The 19,574-nt window shown below is 52.1% G+C and carries 15 protein-coding genes and 1 pseudogene; 14 read left to right on the top strand and 2 right to left on the bottom strand.

The window, feature by feature from the left end; translation table 11 throughout:
* The first annotated feature begins 158 nt into the window (after positions 1-158).
* The 7 genes from KTQ90_RS09885 (at position 159) to KTQ90_RS09855 (ending at position 9,128) form a co-directional block, all read left to right on the top strand.
* The gene (locus KTQ90_RS09885; RefSeq protein WP_217318281.1) at positions 159-1,067 is read left to right on the top strand and encodes a hypothetical protein; all 909 of its coding nucleotides are present in this window, start codon (positions 159-161) and stop codon (positions 1,065-1,067) included.
* 44 nt (positions 1,068-1,111) lie between these two features.
* Positions 1,112-2,152 (top strand): hypothetical protein, encoded by a 1,041-nt coding sequence (locus KTQ90_RS09880; protein ID WP_217318280.1) that lies wholly within the window; start codon positions 1,112-1,114, stop codon positions 2,150-2,152.
* A gap of 109 nt (positions 2,153-2,261) precedes the next feature.
* Entirely contained in the window at positions 2,262-4,382 is a 2,121-nt protein-coding gene (locus KTQ90_RS09875) for a cation:proton antiporter (RefSeq protein ID WP_217318279.1), read from the top strand.
* Positions 4,383-4,560: 178 nt separating this feature from the next.
* The gene (locus KTQ90_RS09870) at positions 4,561-5,214 is read left to right on the top strand and encodes an ABC transporter ATP-binding protein (protein ID WP_217318278.1); all 654 of its coding nucleotides are present in this window, start codon (positions 4,561-4,563) and stop codon (positions 5,212-5,214) included.
* Between the two features lie 80 nt (positions 5,215-5,294).
* Positions 5,295-6,125, top strand: coding sequence for a CvfB family protein (locus tag KTQ90_RS09865; protein WP_217318277.1), 831 nt, complete (start codon positions 5,295-5,297; stop codon positions 6,123-6,125).
* Positions 6,126-6,153: 28 nt separating this feature from the next.
* Positions 6,154-8,250 carry a tetratricopeptide repeat-containing sensor histidine kinase gene (locus KTQ90_RS09860; protein WP_217318276.1) on the top strand — a complete coding sequence of 699 codons (2,097 nt, stop codon included), beginning with the start codon at positions 6,154-6,156 and terminating at the stop codon, positions 8,248-8,250.
* Between the two features lie 41 nt (positions 8,251-8,291).
* On the top strand, positions 8,292-9,128 hold the full coding sequence (locus KTQ90_RS09855) for a LytR/AlgR family response regulator transcription factor (RefSeq protein WP_217318275.1): 837 nt from the start codon (positions 8,292-8,294) through the stop codon (positions 9,126-9,128).
* Positions 9,129-9,192: 64 nt separating this feature from the next.
* Here KTQ90_RS09855 and rplS read toward each other — a convergent pair whose 3' ends face one another.
* The gene (rplS, locus tag KTQ90_RS09850) at positions 9,193-9,558 is read right to left on the bottom strand and encodes a 50S ribosomal protein L19 (protein WP_022158563.1); all 366 of its coding nucleotides are present in this window, start codon (positions 9,556-9,558) and stop codon (positions 9,193-9,195) included.
* Positions 9,559-9,763: 205 nt separating this feature from the next.
* On the opposite strand from rplS, the gene KTQ90_RS09845 reads away from it, so the two are divergent.
* The 7 genes from KTQ90_RS09845 to KTQ90_RS09815 all read left to right on the top strand — a co-directional run bounded on the left by KTQ90_RS09845 (position 9,764) and on the right by KTQ90_RS09815 (position 18,830).
* Positions 9,764-10,552 (top strand): 5'-nucleotidase C-terminal domain-containing protein, encoded by a 789-nt coding sequence (locus KTQ90_RS09845; protein WP_217318274.1) that lies wholly within the window; start codon positions 9,764-9,766, stop codon positions 10,550-10,552.
* An 85-nt stretch (positions 10,553-10,637) separates the two neighbouring features.
* Positions 10,638-11,480, top strand: coding sequence for a bifunctional metallophosphatase/5'-nucleotidase (locus KTQ90_RS09840; protein WP_217318273.1), 843 nt, complete (start codon positions 10,638-10,640; stop codon positions 11,478-11,480).
* Positions 11,481-11,604: 124 nt separating this feature from the next.
* Positions 11,605-11,775 (top strand): 4Fe-4S binding protein, encoded by a 171-nt coding sequence (locus KTQ90_RS09835; RefSeq protein WP_007897308.1) that lies wholly within the window; start codon positions 11,605-11,607, stop codon positions 11,773-11,775.
* Between the two features lie 323 nt (positions 11,776-12,098).
* The gene (locus KTQ90_RS09830) at positions 12,099-14,573 is read left to right on the top strand and encodes an Ig-like domain-containing protein (RefSeq protein ID WP_217318272.1); all 2,475 of its coding nucleotides are present in this window, start codon (positions 12,099-12,101) and stop codon (positions 14,571-14,573) included.
* Positions 14,574-14,971: 398 nt separating this feature from the next.
* Positions 14,972-16,546: a hypothetical protein gene (locus KTQ90_RS09825; protein WP_217318271.1), complete on the top strand. Its 1,575-nt coding sequence runs from the start codon at positions 14,972-14,974 to the stop codon at positions 16,544-16,546.
* Between the two features lie 389 nt (positions 16,547-16,935).
* Positions 16,936-18,165: a protein kinase domain-containing protein gene (locus KTQ90_RS13755; RefSeq protein ID WP_254360398.1), complete on the top strand. Its 1,230-nt coding sequence runs from the start codon at positions 16,936-16,938 to the stop codon at positions 18,163-18,165.
* A 128-nt stretch (positions 18,166-18,293) separates the two neighbouring features.
* Positions 18,294-18,830 (top strand): hypothetical protein, encoded by a 537-nt coding sequence (locus KTQ90_RS09815; protein WP_217318270.1) that lies wholly within the window; start codon positions 18,294-18,296, stop codon positions 18,828-18,830.
* Positions 18,831-19,091: 261 nt separating this feature from the next.
* On the opposite strand, the pseudogene rhuM reads toward KTQ90_RS09815, so the two are convergent.
* Positions 19,092-19,463: pseudogene (gene rhuM, locus KTQ90_RS09810) on the bottom strand (RhuM family protein); the annotation flags it as partial.
* Positions 19,464-19,574 lie beyond the last annotated feature (111 nt).

Genomic DNA, 19,574 nt, shown 5'->3' with positions numbered 1-19,574 from the left:
GAAGTGTCAGCCCTAATTTATTTTGTATGAAAAGTTTTAGCGGACAGCAATAACTTTTATATAACTTTGCATATAGTAAAAAGTATTAAGTATTTTTCTAACGTTTCAAAGGCGTTATGTCCCTGCAAAGTTAAAAATCAGTTAAAATACAAAAGACAATGAGAAAAGTTATCAAGACTGTAATGATGGCAGCCTTCACCGCCATTGCCATGTCTGCATCAGCAGCGTCTGTGCAGACCTACAGCGCATCGTCAGACTCTGTTCTGACCCAACCCGTAGACACTCTGAGCGAGAAGCTCGCACAGATGGAGAACCGCGTGAACACCCTTGAAAAGGAGCAGAACTACACTAAGGTTTGGAAGCGCAAGAAATACTGGAAGTTCGGTATCACCCAGCCTAACCTCGAGCGCACAGACGGCGAGGCGATGACATGGAAGACCAACGGATCGTTCTTCGTACAGCAGGGTCGCACAGCCTATCTTCACGCCAAGCCAATCGCCGGACTCATCAAGATTGGTATCGACTACGGCTTCTTCGACTTCACCTATACCAAGCTGAAACTCAACAATGTTGGCACCAGCGACCAGACCGGCACACGCGCTTCTGACGGCTTCGACGACATCGTCAGCGGCAAGCCCGACGGCAATCCGTCTGTACTTCCTGGCAACATCAACCTCGGTATGCACAAGTTCGACTACAGCGTACACGTTGGTCCGAGCGTAAGCGTTAATCCTTGGAACAAGCTCATCGCAGCAGCCTACTTCCACGTGATGCCTACGGCAACGGGCGTGCTGCAGAACGACACCTTCGCCTACGGTTTCGGTTGCATGATGGCAGCCGGCGTATCGGTGGCTTACAAGTGCATCTCGCTCGGTGTCGAGGGTCTTTGGGGCAAGGTTAAGTACAAGCAGGCAAGCTTCGACGGCGGCGACGACGAGGGCAACAACGACGGCGACTACGACAACGGCAGCGACTACGACGAGGGCGACAGCGAGAGCTACTTCTCAACCGAGAAGTTCACGCTGAAGCAGAGCGGCATCCGCGCATACGTAGCCATCCGCTTCTAAGCAACAAAAAAAATCAGAATAGAAAACCCTAAACGAAAACATATATGAAAAGAAACTTTCTTTATGCCTGCCTCATCGCTCTTGCATCGGTAGGCTTCACAGCCTGCGAAAGCGACGAAAACGGCGAATATGGCGATGAGAAGATACCTGCAGGCGCATTGCCTACCACAGAGTTCACACCCGGCAATTTCGAAGATGAGCCTTATGCTGAGGACGCGATAAAGGTCGAGGTTCAGAGTACAGTAGAAGGCAATCCCGAATTCTCGTCTATCGAGCTTTTCGGCGACGGTCACTACCTCATGAGCGGAGCAAACAACAACCATGCGCCGCAGAAGACCGTGAAAGCGAAGCGCGAGGCAGACGGATCGGTTTCTGTCTTCAAGAAACGCGGCACAAAGCGCATGGCTACACGTGCCAACGAGGACGGCACAATAATCTTCGACAACGGTTCGTACACTTACGGCACATACACACGCGAGCAGAAGGGCGTGTACCGATTCAACAACGGCGCATTGCTCGACCTGCGCAAGCTGCAGGAAGGCAGTTCTACTGTGGTATACACCAACAGCAACGGCGTGAAGTCGACGGTATACGTGAATTATGCAGAAACAGAGAATACGGATTGGACTGGAAGCCTCTGCCGCTCATGGCGAATGAACAGCTTCGAGACATGGCACTATCTCAACGGTGCATACATAGCACACGGCAAGCAGTGGATTACAAACGGTGTTGTCTCGCACAATATTGATCTCTCGCCGGCTGCACAGAAGTGGGATTATGACAAGGACGATGTTCTCGACGAGGACAGCGAGTTCTGCTACCGCGTAATATTCTCTACAAACAACACATACATCTGCTTCTACATGGACCACACAGCAGAGGTGGCAAAATGGGATTGGACAGACGCTACCAGCGGCACATTGCACTTTTGGGATCCGTACGATCCCGACAACAGCGACTGGGAGGGCTATACCACCGTGCGCTTCAAGGGCAAGCAGATGCGCGTCTATGAAGACTATAGCGGATCGGAAGACGGCTTTAGCTTCCGCATGATTTGCGTGAACACCCTCACCGTAGGCTATTAACACATAAAAAAACTCCGTATGCGCTATGCATGCGGAGTTTTTTTATTAACACTGATTGAGCTGTTAGCGATTTTTTGTTTATCTTTGCAGGTAAAAAAACAATCAGTTCATGACCAATCTTGCCAGCTATTTCCCGATAACCGACCCCACCCTGATATTCTTTGTGGTGATGCTCATCATTCTGTTTGCCCCAATCATCATGGGCAAGCTGCGCATCCCGCATATCATTGGCATGGTGCTCGCCGGAGTAGCAGTCGGCAAGTACGGCTTCAACATCCTTGCGCGCGACGACTCGTTCGAGCTGTTCGGCAAGGTCGGACTCTACTACATCATGTTCCTCGCCTCGCTGGAGATGGACATGGAGGGCGTGAAACGCAACAAGGGCCGCTTCCTCGGATTCGGTCTGCTCACGTTCGCGCTGCCGCTCGTGCTGACATACTTCGCCAGCATATCCCTGCTGCATTACTCCGTGTTCGCGTCGCTGCTCTTGGGCTGCCTCATGGCGTCGAACACGCTCATCGCCTACCCCATAGTGGGCCGCTACGGTCTGCAGCGCAAGCCGAGCGTGACGCTCTCGGTCGGTTCGTCGATGATTTCGCTGCTCATGGCGCTCGTGGCGCTTACAGCCATCGTCGCCTCGTACGGCGGCGAGACGAGCGTGTGGTTCTGGCTGCTGTTCGTGGGCAAGTTCGTGGGCTACTGCGTCGCGATGTTCCTGCTCATTCCGCGCTTCACGCGCTGGTTCCTGCGCCGCTACAGCGACGCCGTCATGCAGTTCATATTCGTGATGTCGATGCTCTTCATGAGTGCGGCGGCGAGCGAAGTCGCAGGTCTTGAAGGCATCATCGGCGCCTTCGTAGCCGGCATCATCCTCAACCGCTACATACCCCACGTGTCGCCGCTTATGAACCGCATCGAGTTCATCGGCAACGCACTCTTCATACCCTACTTCCTCATCGGCGTGGGCATGCTCATCAACGTGCGACTGCTCTTCGAGGGCAGCACCATCATCATAGCGATGCTCGTCATTGCGGGCTTCGGAACGCTCGGCAAGGCGATAGCCGCATACACCGCAGCCTCCATGTTCCGACTGCCGAAGTCGTCGGGCAACATGATGTTCGGACTCACTTCGGCACACGCCGCCGGCGCCATCGCCATGCTCATGATCGGTATGCGCGTGGAGCTGGAGCCGGGCAAGCCGCTCGTCACCGACGACATGCTGAACAGCGTGGTGCTCATGATTCTCGTTACGTGCATCATCTCGACGATGATGACAGAGCGTGCGGCGCAACAGATCACGCTGCGCGACCGCGAGATGCCGAGCGACGACAAGCCGGCCACGGCTGAGGAGAAGATTCTCATACCGCTGAAATACCCCGAGTATGCGCAGCGCCTCGTTAACCTCGCGATGCTCATGCGCAACCCGAAGAACACCACACAGCTCGTGGGTCTGAACGTGGTGTACGACGACGACGACATGCAGCGCAACCTGGAGAAAGGCAGCCAGCTGCTGGAGCGCATGGCGCAGTACAGCGCGTCGGCAGATATGACGATGCAGACGCAGGTGCGCGTTGCGGCGAACATCGCCAACGGCATACGCCACGCCTTCAAGGAGTTCCGCGCAACGGACATCATCATCGGCATGCACATGCACCCTGAGGTGTCGCAGAAGTTCTGGGGAGCGTTCCACCAGAGCCTCTTCAACGGCCTCAACTCTCAGATAATAATGGCTCGCCTCAACCAGCCACTGGCAACGATACGCCGCATAAAGGTGGCTGTGCCGTCGCGTGCGCAGTTCGAGCCTGGCTTCTACCGCTGGCTGGAGCGCCTCTCGCGTCTGGCGTGCAACATGGAGTGCCACACGGAGTTTCACGGACGTGGCGACACGCTGCCGCTCATAGCCGACTACATACGCCACTACCACCCCACCATGCGCTGCTCGTTCACCGAGATGACCCACTGGAACGAGATGCCGCACATCGCCGAGAGCATACAGAAGGACCATCTCTTCGTGGTTGTGACGGCAAGAAAGGGCACGGTGTCGTTCAAGAACGCGCTGGAGCATCTGCCCGAAGAGATAAAGCACCACTTCTCTGGCTCAAACATCATGATCATCTTCCCCGACCAGCACGGCGACGCTATGGACGAAATGACATTCGCTCAGCCGCAGCACACCGAGGACCAGAGCGCATACGAGGCAATCGGAAAGTGGATTAAGAAGAAATTTTGAGTTTTGAATTGTTGCCGAAGGCAATTTTGAGTTTTGAGTTTTGAATTTTGAATTGTCGGCTGCGCCGATTCTGAATTAAAGAATTTTGAATTGAAAAGCTAATCTCAACATCTCACCATCTCAACACCTCACCATCACAACATCACAACACCTCAACATCTCAACATCACACCATAATATGATCGACATAAAAGGAATAACCAAGAGCTTCGGCTCGCTGCAAGTGCTCAAGGGCATCGACTTGCATATAGACAAAGGAGAAGTAGTGAGCATTGTAGGCCCGAGCGGTGCCGGCAAGACCACACTGCTGCAGATAATGGGCACGCTCGACAAGCCCGACAGCGGCGAGATAAGCGTTGACGGCGTCGACGTGATGAGCCTCTCGTCGAACAAGCTGAGCGACTTCCGCAATCAGCACATCGGCTTCGTCTTCCAGTTTCACCAACTCCTGCCCGAGTTCACGGCGCTCGAGAACATCATGATACCTGCTTACATCGGAGGCAAAGGCACATCCGAGGCGAAGAAACGCGCTCTCGAACTGCTCGACTTCATGGGACTCGCCGACCGCGCCAACCACAAGCCCAACGAACTCTCGGGCGGCGAGAAGCAGCGTGTGGCTGTGGCGCGCGCCCTGGTGAACAACCCGGCTGTGGTGCTTGCCGACGAGCCGTCGGGCTCGCTCGACTCGAAGAACAAGGCAGAGCTGCACCAGCTCTTCTTCGACCTGCGCGACAAGTTCGGCCAGACTTTCGTAATCGTCACCCACGACGAGCACCTCGCTTCTATCACCGACCGCACAATACACATCGAGGACGGACTGATAAAGCTGTAGCATTAGTGAACACCATTTACAAGGGTACGGCAGGAATGCACATGCCCTCCTACAAATAAACAAACGAACAACAAAACAATATGATAAAACTCGGCGACTACAATAAAATGACTGTCGTTAAGGAGGTTGACTTCGGTATCTACCTCGACGGCGGCGACGAAGGAGAGATACTCATGCCTAAGCGCTATGTGCCCGAAGGCACGAAGCCCGGCGACGAGCTTAACGTGTTCGTCTACCTCGACCAGGACGAGCGCCCCGTAGCCACTACGGAGACGCCGCTGTGCAAGGTGGGCGACTTCGCCTACCTCGAAGTGTCGTGGGTGAACGAGTACGGCGCATTCCTCAACTGGGGCTTGATGAAAGACCTCTTCTGCCCGTTCCGCGAGCAGAAGAAGCGCATGCAGAAGGGCGAGAGCTACATCGTGCATGTACACATCGACGAGGAGAGCTACCGCATCGTGGCGTCGGCAAAGGTGGAGAAATACTTCGCAGAGCGCCACCCGTTCTACAACCACGGTCAGGAGGTAGACCTGCTGGTGTGGCAGAAGACAGAGATGGGCTTCAAGGTAATCATCGACAACTGCTACCCGGGACTGGTCTACGAGGGTCAGGTGTTCCGCTATCTGCACACCGGCGACCGCGTGAAGGGCTACATCGGCACCGTGCGTCCCGACGGAAAGATTGACGTAACGCTGCAGCCTACCGGACGACAGCAGACACTCGACTTCGCCGACACGCTGCTGCAGTACCTCAAGGAGCACGACGGCAAGTGCGACCTGGGCGACAAGAGCGACGCTGAGGACATCAAGCGACGCTTCCAGGTGAGCAAGAAGGTGTTCAAGAAAGCCGTGGGCGACCTCTATCGCCAGCGACTCATCAGCATCGCACCCGACGGACTGACGCTCAACTAACGGTCAGCAAGACTTAATGCCAGAAACAATGAAACCAAACTATCTACTAATCGTCAGAGAAGCATGCGCAAAACGCATCTCAACATTCGCCTGTAGGACATGCGCTACGCTTCTCGCCGCACTCGTCGTGTCTGTTCTGAGCGTAGGGTGCGGCGGAAGAAGCGCGTCCGCCACAGACGACGCCGACTCGGCACGCATCAATCGCCTGCGACAGATTGACGACTCGGTGATGACCTTCGCGCCTTCCACACAACGAATCATCGACGAGGGCATACGCACAGCGCCCGACAGCATCACAGCCTACGAATACCGACTGCGCGAGGCACGCTTCTTATCGCTCAGCGACAGTCCGGAGCGCTCCAAGAACTGCATCGACAACATTCTGCGCTTCGCCAGCGAACAACGCAAGCAGAAACTTAGCCGAAAACAGACACTCCGACTCAACTCGCTCGTAGCAGGTGCGTACAATTGCCGCGCTGTCTACTACCACAACTTCCACCGCAACAAGGAACAGGCTATAGAGCTATACCGGTCGGCTTACGACCTGCTCGCCAACAGCGACGCGAAGCACAATATGCCCAACGTGTGCGCCAATCTCGCCGACGCCTACATTCAGAACAACGAGATTCCGAAGGCGGCGCAGTGGTACCGCCGCGCGCTCTTCCTCGTCGACTCGCTCTCGCTGCCCGAGAAGGAGAACATTACGCTCTACATGGGACTGGCGCAGATATACCTCTCGCTGCACGACTTCGACACCGCACTACATTATTATAAGGCTACGGAGAACTACTTCCTGATGATGTCGCCGTCAATGCAGGCTTACTTCCTAAACAACTTCGGCAACTACTACTATTTTCTGAAGGACTACCCGCAGGCGCTCAAGATGTTCCTGCGCATGAAGCGCACCATAGAGCGCCACGGCATGCAGAACAACTTCGACATGTACCAGTGCAAGGTGAACCTCGCCGACGTCTATCTGAACATGGACAGCATAAGTCGCTCGCAGCAGTGCCTCGACGAGGTTGAGCCCTACTTCCGCAAGAGGCACGACCTCACGGCGCTCCACTACTGCAAGACAATACGCATCGGTATAGCCACCCGAACGGGCAACACCGCCGCGGCTCAGCGCATAATAGACTCCAATGACGAGACGGAAAACCACCCCGTGCAATACTCGCTCGCCAACCTGCGCAACATCTATCTGCAACGCTACTACGAAAAGGTGGGCGACTACCGGCGGGCTTACACGCTGATGAACGAAATCAGCGAATACAACGACTCGCTCGAACATAACCACTCGAACATGCGTTCTGCCGAAATCATGGCGCGATTTACAAGCGACACGCTGAAGCTGCACCACGACCTCACAATAGAGCACAAGAACGCCACAATCGAGAAGACACAGAAGCAGCTGCTGCTCAGCATTGCCATCGTACTGCTGCTCATGCTGCTCTTTGCGCTATGGATAATGCAGAGCAAACGCAAGCAGATGAAGGCGCAGATGGACATCATGAACCTGCGTCTGAACATCGTGCGCAACCGCATCTCGCCACACTTCGTGTTCAACGTGCTCAACAACAAGATTGTTAACGCCGGACGCGTGGACGACACCGAGCTGCTCGACCTCACGCGCCTCATCAGAACCAACCTCGACATGTCGCGACAACCCGCCGTGAAGCTCGCCGAAGAGCTCGACTTCGTGGAGAAGTACATACGCGTTGAGCGCTTCATGCTGGGCGACGACTTCGCTTGGCACATCAATGTGGCGGCAGACGTAGACCGTGAGAAGGTGCTCGTGCCGTCTATGTTCCTGCAGATTCTCACCGAGAACGCCATCATACACGGTCTGAAGGGATGGGACGGACACAAGGAACTCACCATCGAAGTGCACCGCGAACTGCACACTACAGTCATCAACGTGAGCGACAACGGACCCGGCTTCTCCACCTTCAACGGCACGTTCAAGAAGAAGACCGGACTGGGCATCATAGCGCAGACCGTAGCCATAAACAACGAGCATAACAAGAACAAGATACGCTTCGAGATAACGAACATAGAGCACGACGGAAACGTCTGCGGATGCCGTGCAACGGTGCGCGTGCCCGACGGAGTGAAGTTCCTGTAACAGTAAGCTGAATAGAAACGCAACTAAAAAAAGAAAGACTTATGATGAGATTTGTAATTGTCGACGACGACAAAGCGGCTGCCAACGCCCTCGCAAAGAAGCTCGCAGCGTATGACGAGACCGAGTTGTGCGGCATAGCCCTGAACGGACTCGACGGACTGCGCATGATAAACGAGACACGACCCGACGTGCTGTTCCTCGACATCGAGCTGCCCGACATCTCGGGCATAGAGTTTCTGGAGCACGTCAACTGCCTGCCGCAATACAAATGCCGCACGGTGATGTACACCGCGCACGACCGCTTCATGCTCTCGGCGTTCCGCAACAAGGCGTTCGACTACCTGATGAAGCCTATCGACGACACCGAGCTGCGCAACATCGTGCGACGCGTCTGCATAGAGATGGCTGGTGCGCCAAACTCCGTCTATAACTACGCCGAAACGAGAGGCGAAGCCGAACTGGAGGAAGCCGCTGACGAAGCCTTCGACGACGAAACTACCATCGGCGACCCTGCCAACGGCATCGCCTGCCACAACGACGGCAAGTTCATCGTCTACACCAACTCCGTCGACTTCCGTCTTGTAGACATCCGAGAGATTGGTGTGCTTGCCTACAACCACGATCTGCGCGTGTGGGAGCTGACACTCGCCCACCAGAAGACGCCGATACGCCTGAAGCGCAACGTGAACAGCGACATGCTGCTCGCGCTGAACAGCCAGCTGGTGCGCGTGAGCCAGAAACACATCATCAACATCGGCTATCTCATGGAGGTGACGAACAACACCTGCCGCTTCTATCCGCCGTTCGACAAGGTGGAGGACGTGAAGGTAGGACGCCTGTTCCGCAAGAAGCTCATCGACCAGTTCTGTAACCTATAAACAACAAAAGGCAGAAATACGCAATGTATTTCTGCCTTTGTTTTTCTTGTTGTCTGACGGGTGATTACTCAGCTGAAGGAGCAACAACGCGACGCTCAGCGATACGTGCCTTCTTACCAGTAAGGTTGCGGAGGTAGTAGAGCTTAGCGCGACGTACCTTACCGTGCTTGTTCACCTCGATGCTGTCGATGTTCGGCGACTCGATAGGGAAGATACGCTCTACACCTACTGTACCAGACATCTTGCGAACGGTGAAACGCTTCTTGTCTCCGTGACCAGAAATCTTGATAACTACACCACGGTAGAGCTGAATACGCTCCTTTGAACCCTCGATAATTTTGTAAGCGACTGTGACTGTGTCACCTGAACGGAACTCAGGGAACTTCTTGCCGGTTGCAAATGCTTCTTCAGCAACTTTAATTAAATCCATTTTCTTTTGATAATTAAATTTGTTTATCGTTCTCGCGCAACATAATCGGGCTACTCATCTTCCCGTCATCGGTTACGCCGAAAAGCGAGTGCAAAGTTACGACTTTTTATCCGTTCAGCAAAATTTTATCAGAAATAATGAGTATCTTTGCACTACGTTTATATAAAGTTTAACATAACACCATCAAAATCAAAACTTGCATATAATGAACAGATTACACACAATAAGCATCTCGGCAGCAGCCGTTCTGGCGCTTGCCTTTGCTTCGTGCTCTACAGCTCAGTATCATGTAGCGTCGGTGGAACGCAGCCGCATACTCATCGACTCGCGTTACGACAACAGCACCGACCCTGAAGTGGTAAGAACCAACAACGCCTTGCTCCGACGCAAGAAGCTGGTGGACGCAGAGATGAACCCCGTGCAGGGTCATGCTGCAGAAAATCTCTGGGTGAAGCGCCCCGAGAGTCCGCTCTCAAACCTTCTCGCCGACATACTCGTGTGGGGCGGCGCGAAATTCAACGAGCAGCCCGACTTCGCCGTGTACAACATGGGCGGCATACGTGCTGCGCTGAGCAAGGGCACCGTGACGCGCGGCAACATTCTCGACGTGGCGCCGTTCGACAACAAGATTTGCTTCCTCACGCTCAGCGGTGCCGACGTGCTTGAGCTGTTCGGGCAGATAGCTATGCGCCACGGCGAGGGACTGAGCCACTCGCTGCGCCTCACGGCAACGGCTGACGGCAAGCTCGTCTCTGCCACTATCAACGGAAAGCCTGTAGACCCCAACGCTAAGTATCGCGTGGCTACGCTCGACTATCTTGCGCAGGGCAACGACCACATGGAGGCGTTCCGCAAGAAGACCGACGTGGTGTCGCCTACGGGCGAGGAGAACAACGTGCGTCACATCATCGAGCAGTATTTCAAGGCTGCCGACGCTAAGGGCGAGGCTGTGAGCTGCGCCGTGGAGGGACGCATGACAATAGTTGAAAAGTAAAAAAGTAAAAGAGTAAAAAAGTAAAAAGGGCTTTTAAAAGTAAAAAAGTAAAAGAGTAAAAGTTAGGAAACATATAAAAGAACCTATGAAACGATACATATATATTATAGCTCTTGCGCTTGCCACATCGCTCAGCGCGGCAGCACAGAAAACCATAGAGATTCTGCACACCAACGACACGCACAGCTGCATCATGCCGCTCAACCCCAACCTCGCCGACACGCTCGTAGCTGGCAGAGGCGGATTCATACGCCGTATGGAGATGATACGCCAGGAGCGTAAGGCTAACCCCGACGTGCTCGTCTTCGACTCGGGCGACTTCTCGCAAGGCTCGCCCTACTACACTCTGTTCAAGGGTGAGGTGGAGACCGAACTGATGTCGGCAATGAAGTACGACGCCGTGACGATAGGCAACCACGAGTTCGACTTCGGCTTGGAGAACATGGCTAAGATTTTCCGCGCAGCAACCTTCCCCATCGTCTGCGCCAACTACGACTTCACGGGCACAGCCGTAGAAGGACTCACCAAACCGTACATCATACTGAAGCGAGGCGGCGTGCGCATCGGCGTGTTCGGCGTGTCGCCGAAGCTCGACGGACTCGTTGACGCCACAAAGTGCGTAGGCGTGAAGTATCTCGACCCTGTAGCCACAGCCGACAAGGTGGCTCACGAGCTGCGCCACAACAAGAAGTGCGACGTCGTGATATGCCTCTCCCACCTCGGATGGAGCATGGAGAACGACGTTGACGACGAGGAGATGCTCGCCAAGAACCACGACATAGACATCGTGCTCGGCGGACACTCGCACACCTACTTCACCGAACTGAGGTATGCGCCGAACGCCGACGGCAAGCTGATACCCGACGACCAGAACGGCAAGCACGCCGTGTTCGTAGGCAAAATTAAACTCATGCTGGAGAGAAAATAAATGTTAAATGTAATACCTATTTGTAGGTATGTCAAAGAAAAACACTACCTTTGCAACTACTACAAAAGTAGGTATCGACTGAAATAATAAACATTTAACAATAACAATTTAAATATTAAAGATTATGGCTTACGTAATTGGTGACGACTGCATCGCATGCGGTACATGTATTGGCGAGTGCCCGGTAGAGGCTATCTCAGAAGGCGAAAAGTATTCAATCAACCCTGACCTCTGCACAGAGTGTGGCACATGCGCAAGCGTTTGCCCGCAGGAGGCTATCAGCCTTGGCGAGTAAGGTAAGGATTTGATTTTCGATAAATCAGACATAATGGTCGGTTGGCTCAACGCTAACCGACCATTTTTTTTCGTTCTGCATCGTTACCGTGGCGTGGTAACGACATTACCGAAGCGCGGTAACGACATTACCATGGTGCGGTAATGATGTTACCGTAGTGCGGTAATCAAAAACTTGAAGTGATAATAAAGCGTTACATCATCAGCTTTATTCCGTTGTACACTTGCTTATGTGCCAACTAATGAGTAACTTTGCGTTACGATTCATTAATGACAAAAGAAATCTAAAACAACTAATTATAAACAACAAAAAACCAAAGCATTATGATTAAACATCTACGCTTTTTCATGCTCAACCTGCTCGTGCTCGTAAGCGCGGCGGTTATGGCACAAACGACAGTTGACTTCTCAAACGGCCTTCCAAGCGACTGGACGAAACTTGCAGGCACAGTTGCAAAACAAACTTACGAAGGAAAGACTGCCATACAGTTACAGAAAGGCGCTTCTATTTCAAGTCCGGCAATGGCAGAAGCGGCAACAGAACTTGTAGTAACAACAACAAGAAGTAGCAAAGGCACAACAATGACCGTTGCTTACAAAATTGGCGAAGCTGATGCAGTTGTCTTCAAGACATTCAACGCTACAGAAGTAGCAAAGGCTTCATGGGCAGAATACACAGTTGAAGTGCCAAAAGAAGCCCAGGTTGCTGGTTGCAAATACATCTTCACAACAAACACAGCTTCTTACTACATCTCTCAAATAGAGTTCGTAGCAACCGGCGCTTCTAAAAAGACTGAGACAACAACAACATTCGGCAAGGACATAGACGGAGCAACATTCACATTCTCTGGTGACGAAGCACCTGTAGGCAAGACTGCAAGTGTTACTCCTGCAGAAGCTCTCAACTCAAGCAATGGTAAGCTCACATATAAGAGCGATCATACAGACATCGTAGCTGTTGACGAGACAACTGGCGCACTCACATGGGGCACGAACTACGGCACAGCAAAGATTACAGCCACATACACAGCTGCCGAAGGCGCTCTCTTTAAGGATAGCGAGGCTTTCTACTATGTAAAGCATAAGCGTGCTGCCGACCCTACAAAGGTGATCTTCGACTACAACGAGGGCGCTTTCGACTGCTTCGGCAATGAGAACAAATACAAGGAGGGCGAGTTCGACTTCGTTGACCTCAACGGCGACAGCTACACCTTCACCGTACACAACGCTATGCTCAACAACTACGGCGGCGGATTGCAGCTGAAGAAAAACTCTACTTCGGACCCTACACAGCAGGGCTATGCCATTTCGCCTGCGTTCGGCAAGTTCCCGAACGGCTACCGCGTAACAGTGAAATACAAGGACCAGAATGCGCCCGAACTCGAATGTACAAACCATGCAGAAGATGTAGCCGTATTTGACGACGCCAACGGCACAATGTATATGGACGTGCCGTTCGCCGACGGCGTGTTCAAGCTCTCAGGCGCAAGTCAGGTGGCTTACATACAGAGCATAGAGCTGACTCCGCTCGCAAAGAAGGAAGCTACAACAATGACGTTCCCGAAGGAGGAGTACAACCTCAGCGACATCAACGCCGTCCGCAACTTCAGTTCGCCGAAGGCTACCGTGAAGGGCGAGAACGGCGAAGCTATCGAGGGTCTCAAAATCGTCTACACTTCAGACAACGAGGCCCTCGCTTATGTTGACGAGAACGGCGTAGTATGGCTCGATGACAAATTGGCTGGCACAGCCACCATCACAGCCTACTTCTACGGCAACGAGAAGTATGAGGCTTGCCAGGCTTCCTACAAGATTAACGTAATAAAGAAGAAAGACCCGCAGCCCGTAACGATGACATTCCCGCAGGACGTCTACACATGCTATACCAACGAGGCTCCGCTCTTCGACGGCTTCAAGCCGACCATCAAGAACGCGGCTGGCGAGGAGCTCAACCTCCCCGTTACATACACAAGCAGCAACACAGACTTCTGCATGATTATGAACGGCACCCTGCTGCTCTCGCAGAACCCGGGCGAAGTGACCATCACAGCCAAGTTCGCCGGCAACGACGACTATCTGCCTGCCGAGGCTTCGTACCTTATCAAGGTGATAAAGAGAGAGAAGGCAGAGGCTGGCATCGCTTTCGAGGAGACAATGCTGATGATAGACCTCGCCAAGAAGACAATGACCGCTGAGCAGCTCGGCTTCAAGAACCCGAACAACCTCGCCGTTACATACTCTTCTAACAAAACCGACGTTGCAGAGGTAGACGCCGAGGGCAATGTGACGCTGAAGAAGGCAGGTCGCGTGAACATCGACGTTACGTTCGCAGGCAACGACGAGTACAAGGCTGCCACAGCATCGTGCACACTCATCGTGAACGACTACCGCAACACACCTAAGCTCGCGTTCGACCAGGAGGAGTACACAGCCAACATGCGTGAGGGCAACACCTTCAGCGGCGCTACACTCTACAACGAGTCGGAGGTGGCTCCGCTCACATACACCAGCTCTAACGAAGAGGTGGCAGAGGTGGCTGCCAACGGCGTTGTGATCCTGCGCAGCACGGGCGAGACAACAATCACCGTATGGTTCGCTGGCGACAACGACTTCAAAGCTACTTCGGCTTCATACAAGCTCACGGTTATCGACAAGGTGGTTGACGGCATACAGAACATCACCATCGACAACATGCCTGAGGACGCAAAGGTATACAACCTCAACGGACAGCGCATGAACGCAAAGGCTCTGAAGAGCGGCGTCTATGTAGTGAACGGCAAGAAGGTTGTGCTGAAGTAAACCGAAGCAATACATTAAACAGTAGGAGGCTACGGCATTTCTGCCGTAGCCTTTGCCATATATAGTGCAGATAACGTTCAACTGTTTATCGCTGAAATGCGCGCACACTATTGACATATATCAAAAAACCAAGTATTTTGATAGCAAAAGCGCAAGAAACACACGCAAAAATTTGGCAATATGCCTCAAAATCAATATCTTTGCAATGTTTTTCATGGTATTAGATTTAAGGTTAACAAAGGTTGGGACTCGGCGGAGCCCCTTTTTTTGTGCCCATACGTTACGTAAGCAACTTTTTTAGTATACATTTTGCAACATTACTTGCAGGATAAATATCATTTTACTATATTTGCAGGCAGATATAAGCCATTTTAGTAACCAAACAAGGATATTTGCTTATGGAAAAACTTTACTCGACGCTAATCTTAGCAGCAATGTTCGCCACTGGAGCAATGGCACAGAGCGAAACACAACTCATAACAAAGCCTGCAGAGGGCAAGACAATCAACCTCTACCGCACGACAACCGGCTTCGAGTCGGTCTACTACTACGGCATTCCGCATAAGAGCACGGGCGACTGGCAGCGTCTGGTCTTCGGCAACGACGACGCCGTGTATCTCGAAAACCCGATAAACTCACTCTACACGAAGACATGGATAAAGGGCTACCACGCAGAGGGCGACACCATCGCCTTCCAGCTGCCACAGCCGATATACGCCGAGGAGGACGTATTCTCGGGCGACATGGTGTACGGCTATCTCTACCGCCTGCACCCCGAAACCGTCGACGAGAAGAACACCTTCCGACCCAACGAGGGCGAAGCTAACCAGCTGCTGAAGTACGTATGGCGCAACGACTCGCTCATCATGGTGATGCCCAAGACCGAGATGATAGGCATGTGCCGCGCCAACGGCAACTGGACAAGCTACGCCGAGGCAACATACAAGGCTGTGAAGCTCGACAACAACACGGCGGCACCGTCGGCAGCTGCCACCGTGCAGGACGGACTGATGCTATACATGGACGTAGAAGGACAGTCGCAGCTCTACCCCGTGAAGTACGCCTTCGACGGAGACGACGTATACCTCGGCGACCTCTCGGCGAACATCAAGGGCCTCTGGATAAAGGGCAAGAAGGACGGCACGACAGTCACCTTCCCGCCGACATCATACATCGGCATCGACACCACAACGGCTTGCTACATGTACGCCTCGTCGGCTGTGATGGGCAAGGGAGTGGACGAGATGGGCACCGAGTTCGACAAGGCGTGCCTCAGCACCGAACCGCTCGTCTTCACCTACGACGCCGAGAACAACGCGCTCAGCACGAAGGGCATCATGATGATTCACAAGAGCGTGGACGACGACCGCAGCACTAACATCTTCGACACCTACCGCTATGCGCTCATCAACGCATGGGACAAGCGCCCGGCTGCACCGCTGCCGCCGAAGCTCACCGCCTTCCAGCCGTACGACCCTAACCCGTGGGGAGGCCCCGGCGGCTTGCAGTTCACGCTGAGCTACTACTCGTCTGACTTCAACTATCTCGACCCGTCGCACCTCTACTATAACCTTTACATCGACGACGAGTTGGTTACGTTCTCGCCCGACGACTACAAGAATCTGGAGACGGAGATGACAGATGTGCCCTACTCGTTCAGCGACCAATACGAGTTCTACAAGTACGACGAGAACAACCGCACCATCTACTTCTACAAGGACGTAAAGAAGAAGATTGGCATGGAGGCTGTATACGTTGACGGCGACCTGCGCTTCGGTTCGGGCATCACCGAATACTATCCGAACGGCGACCCGACTGGCGTGGATATGACCGAGGCTACGGTAAAGCAGATAAAGAGCGTCGACTTCTACGACCTCTCCGGTCGCAAGCTGAGCGCACCTGCAAAGGGCATCTGCATACGCACCATAACATACACCGACGGATCGAAGGCGTCGAGAAAGATTGTGAAGTAAAAGTTCTTCACAGCAAACAATAGTAGCGGAGGTCTCCGGCCTCCGCAGCACCAAGTCTGACACTAATAAGTATAGTAGCGGAGGTCTCCGGCCTCCGCAGCACCAAGTTTGACACTAATAAATATAGTAGCGGAGGTCTCCTGCCTACGCAGCACCAAGTCTGACACTAATAAGTATAGTTAGTATCGCTGGTTGCTGCGGAGGCCGGAGACCTCCGCTACGGCTTTTTACGCCGTAGCCTCCTACGATTTGCACTAACTTTTCACAACTTCGTTGGCATCACGGCAATAAAAACAAGCCAGCTTGTTTTGTATTGTCTCCAAATTACAGTATCTTTGTAGGTACGTAATGAAAAATCTATTTCATTGAACCCACGTTAATAAAGACCTATGCAATACCCTCTTATATCAGAATATCTCGCTGCCATTCGCGAGGCTCATGACAATCTGGACAAGTTAAGCCATTTGGTGCCCGTGCTGGATAAATACGGCGAGCCATATCGAAGCAGCGGTGCGTTTGCCGTCGTGTTCAAGATGAAGGACGAGCAGACGGGGAAGTGCTATGCCTTGAAGTGTTTCACCGAGGAGCAGGAAGGTCGTGCGGAGGCTTACCGACAGATAGCCGAGGAGTTGGAGTTTGTCGACTCGCCTTATATCACTTCCGTGAAGTATCTGGAGAAGGAACTTTTCGTTGACAGCAACTGTGAGAACGAAGAGTTCCCCGTGTTGCTGATGGACTGGATTGAGGGCGAGACGATGGAGACATATATTGCCGCTAACTACACGGACACTCACGCTATGGCGATGCTTTGCTACCGTTTCTGCAAGATGGCGGCTTGGCTTCGCTCGCAGTCGTTTGCCCACGGCGACATCAAGCCAGACAATATCATGGTGCGCCCCGACGGTACGCTGACGCTCGTCGACTACGACGGCATGTTTGTGCCGGCGATGAAAGGTCAGAAGTCGCCGACTATCGGCACCAAGGACTTCTCACATCCACTTCGCACCATCGATGACTTCGACGAAACTATCGACGATTTCGCCTTGGCTTCCATTGCCCTCTCGCTAAAAGCCATCTCCCTCAATCCGTCCCTGCTTGACCAGTACGGAGCGTCCGACCGTCTCCTCTTCTCAGCCGCCGACTACCTCGATTTGAGCAAGAGCAAGACCTTTACCGCCCTGCAAGACTTGTTGGCAGACGAGGAAGCGATAACCCTAATGTCAATGTTCCTCTTAGCCAGCGCCAAAAAGAACTTGTCCATGTGCTCATTCAGATTGTTCGGTGTGCAGAAGCCGAAGGAAGAGGAAGTGTGGAGCACTGAGGTTACAAAAGAGGATCTTAAAAATGCTGTGGAGGATGAGTTTGGCGTAAAATATAGTAAGGATTGGAAGAGATTGCTTAAAGCACCATCAGGATTAAAAGGTGAGTATTCTATCAGAAAAGGAGTGAAGGTAATTGGAAATAAAGCTTTAGGATGTTGTACATCACTCACCAGTATCAATATTCCGAATAGTGTGACAAATATTGGAGATGAAGCTTTTTCATATTGTGATAACCTTCCATCCAAAATCAAATCTGACATCATTAAACGTTTTGGCGAAGAGGTCTTTAAATTATGATAGTAATAGAATCCAAGCGCAGAAAGCGCGAAAACACACTGAAGAATATGCAGAAAAGCCGTTGCTATCATATCCGAAAAATGCAAACTTTGCAGCGTCAATAAAAACATTTACTTAAACCATACAATATGAAAGCATTAATATCTTTTCTGACGTTCCTGACCAGTTTGCTTTGCTGCTATAGCCAGACCTCTATGACGGGTGCGCCGCAGATGGTTGCTGCGCAGCGTGCGTCTTTCAATGATATCATTAACATTAGTGAGGTGATTAAGAGTGTGAAAGAGGGCAACGTTGGTATTAAGAAGATTGCGGAAAATAGCGGCTATGCGTTTCGCGGGCGCTATCACGACCCTGAGTTGAACGACTTCTATTATGAGGATGTCTACTATAAGAATTGTATGGTGGCGGCAGACGGCAGTCCGATTAAATATGGTAAGGGTAATTCTTCTGTGCTGATAGCAGGAAGCGTTGGCTTCGGACCTTTCGTCTCGATTAGTGTCTACAACAAACGTGCCTATAACTACATAAAATCGGAACTAAGGAACAAGTTCCATTTCAAAACCGCGGAGGTCGATGGCAAGTGGACAACGCTGAAGAAAGGGAATGTGATTGTTGACGTCTCCGTGGACGGCAATGCCTATTGTTTCACTATTTATACTAAATAGACGTTGGTTAAAAGCTGGTGTGAACAGAGCTGGGACTGAGTTTGGACTAAGCTTACGCTGGTAGATACCACTCTGCGCCTGGAAGATAGGCTGGCAGATATCGCTTTCGGGAAGCGTATCTGCCAGCCTTTATTGTACTTATACTGTGCGTGTTACGGCGATACTGGGAGATATGGAGAATTTTTTCACGTACATGGGTGTTATAGGACTATCAATTCTTAATATCATCAAATGGCAAAGAATTGAATTTATCAAAATCAGAGGTGCATCCTTATTGTAGTTAACAGCTGTAGCATATATATCCGTGAGCTTTTGGTAAAATCTTCGTTCACTCAATCTAATCTCACGTATCTCTGCCAGCAAATGCTCGAAATAGTCCTCACCGATAAATGAGCCGTTCTCCATTCGCTTCTTGTCTATGATATAGCCCCGGAGCGAGAACTGCCGGATAACATAGGTACACCATTGGCGGAACTGTGTGGCACGGATGGAGTTGACACGATAGCCCACAGAGATGATTGCGTCAAGATTATAGAACTTTGTCATGTAGTTCTTGCCATCTGGAGCAGTTGCCGAGTTTTTCTCGGTAACTGAATCTTCAACAAGTTCTCCGCTCTTGAAGATGTTCTTCATCAGTCGTTACACCGTAAAATTAACTTTTAATAAATAATAACAGATAAACATTTTCATGTAACTATTCAGCGAAAGGGCATGGCGGGGTATCAAGCCTCAAATAAGGCTTGA

The organism is Leyella stercorea, assembly GCF_019052365.1.
In the GTDB taxonomy this organism is placed as follows: domain Bacteria; phylum Bacteroidota; class Bacteroidia; order Bacteroidales; family Bacteroidaceae; genus Prevotella.
This window is presented reverse-complemented; position numbering and strand designations above follow the sequence as displayed.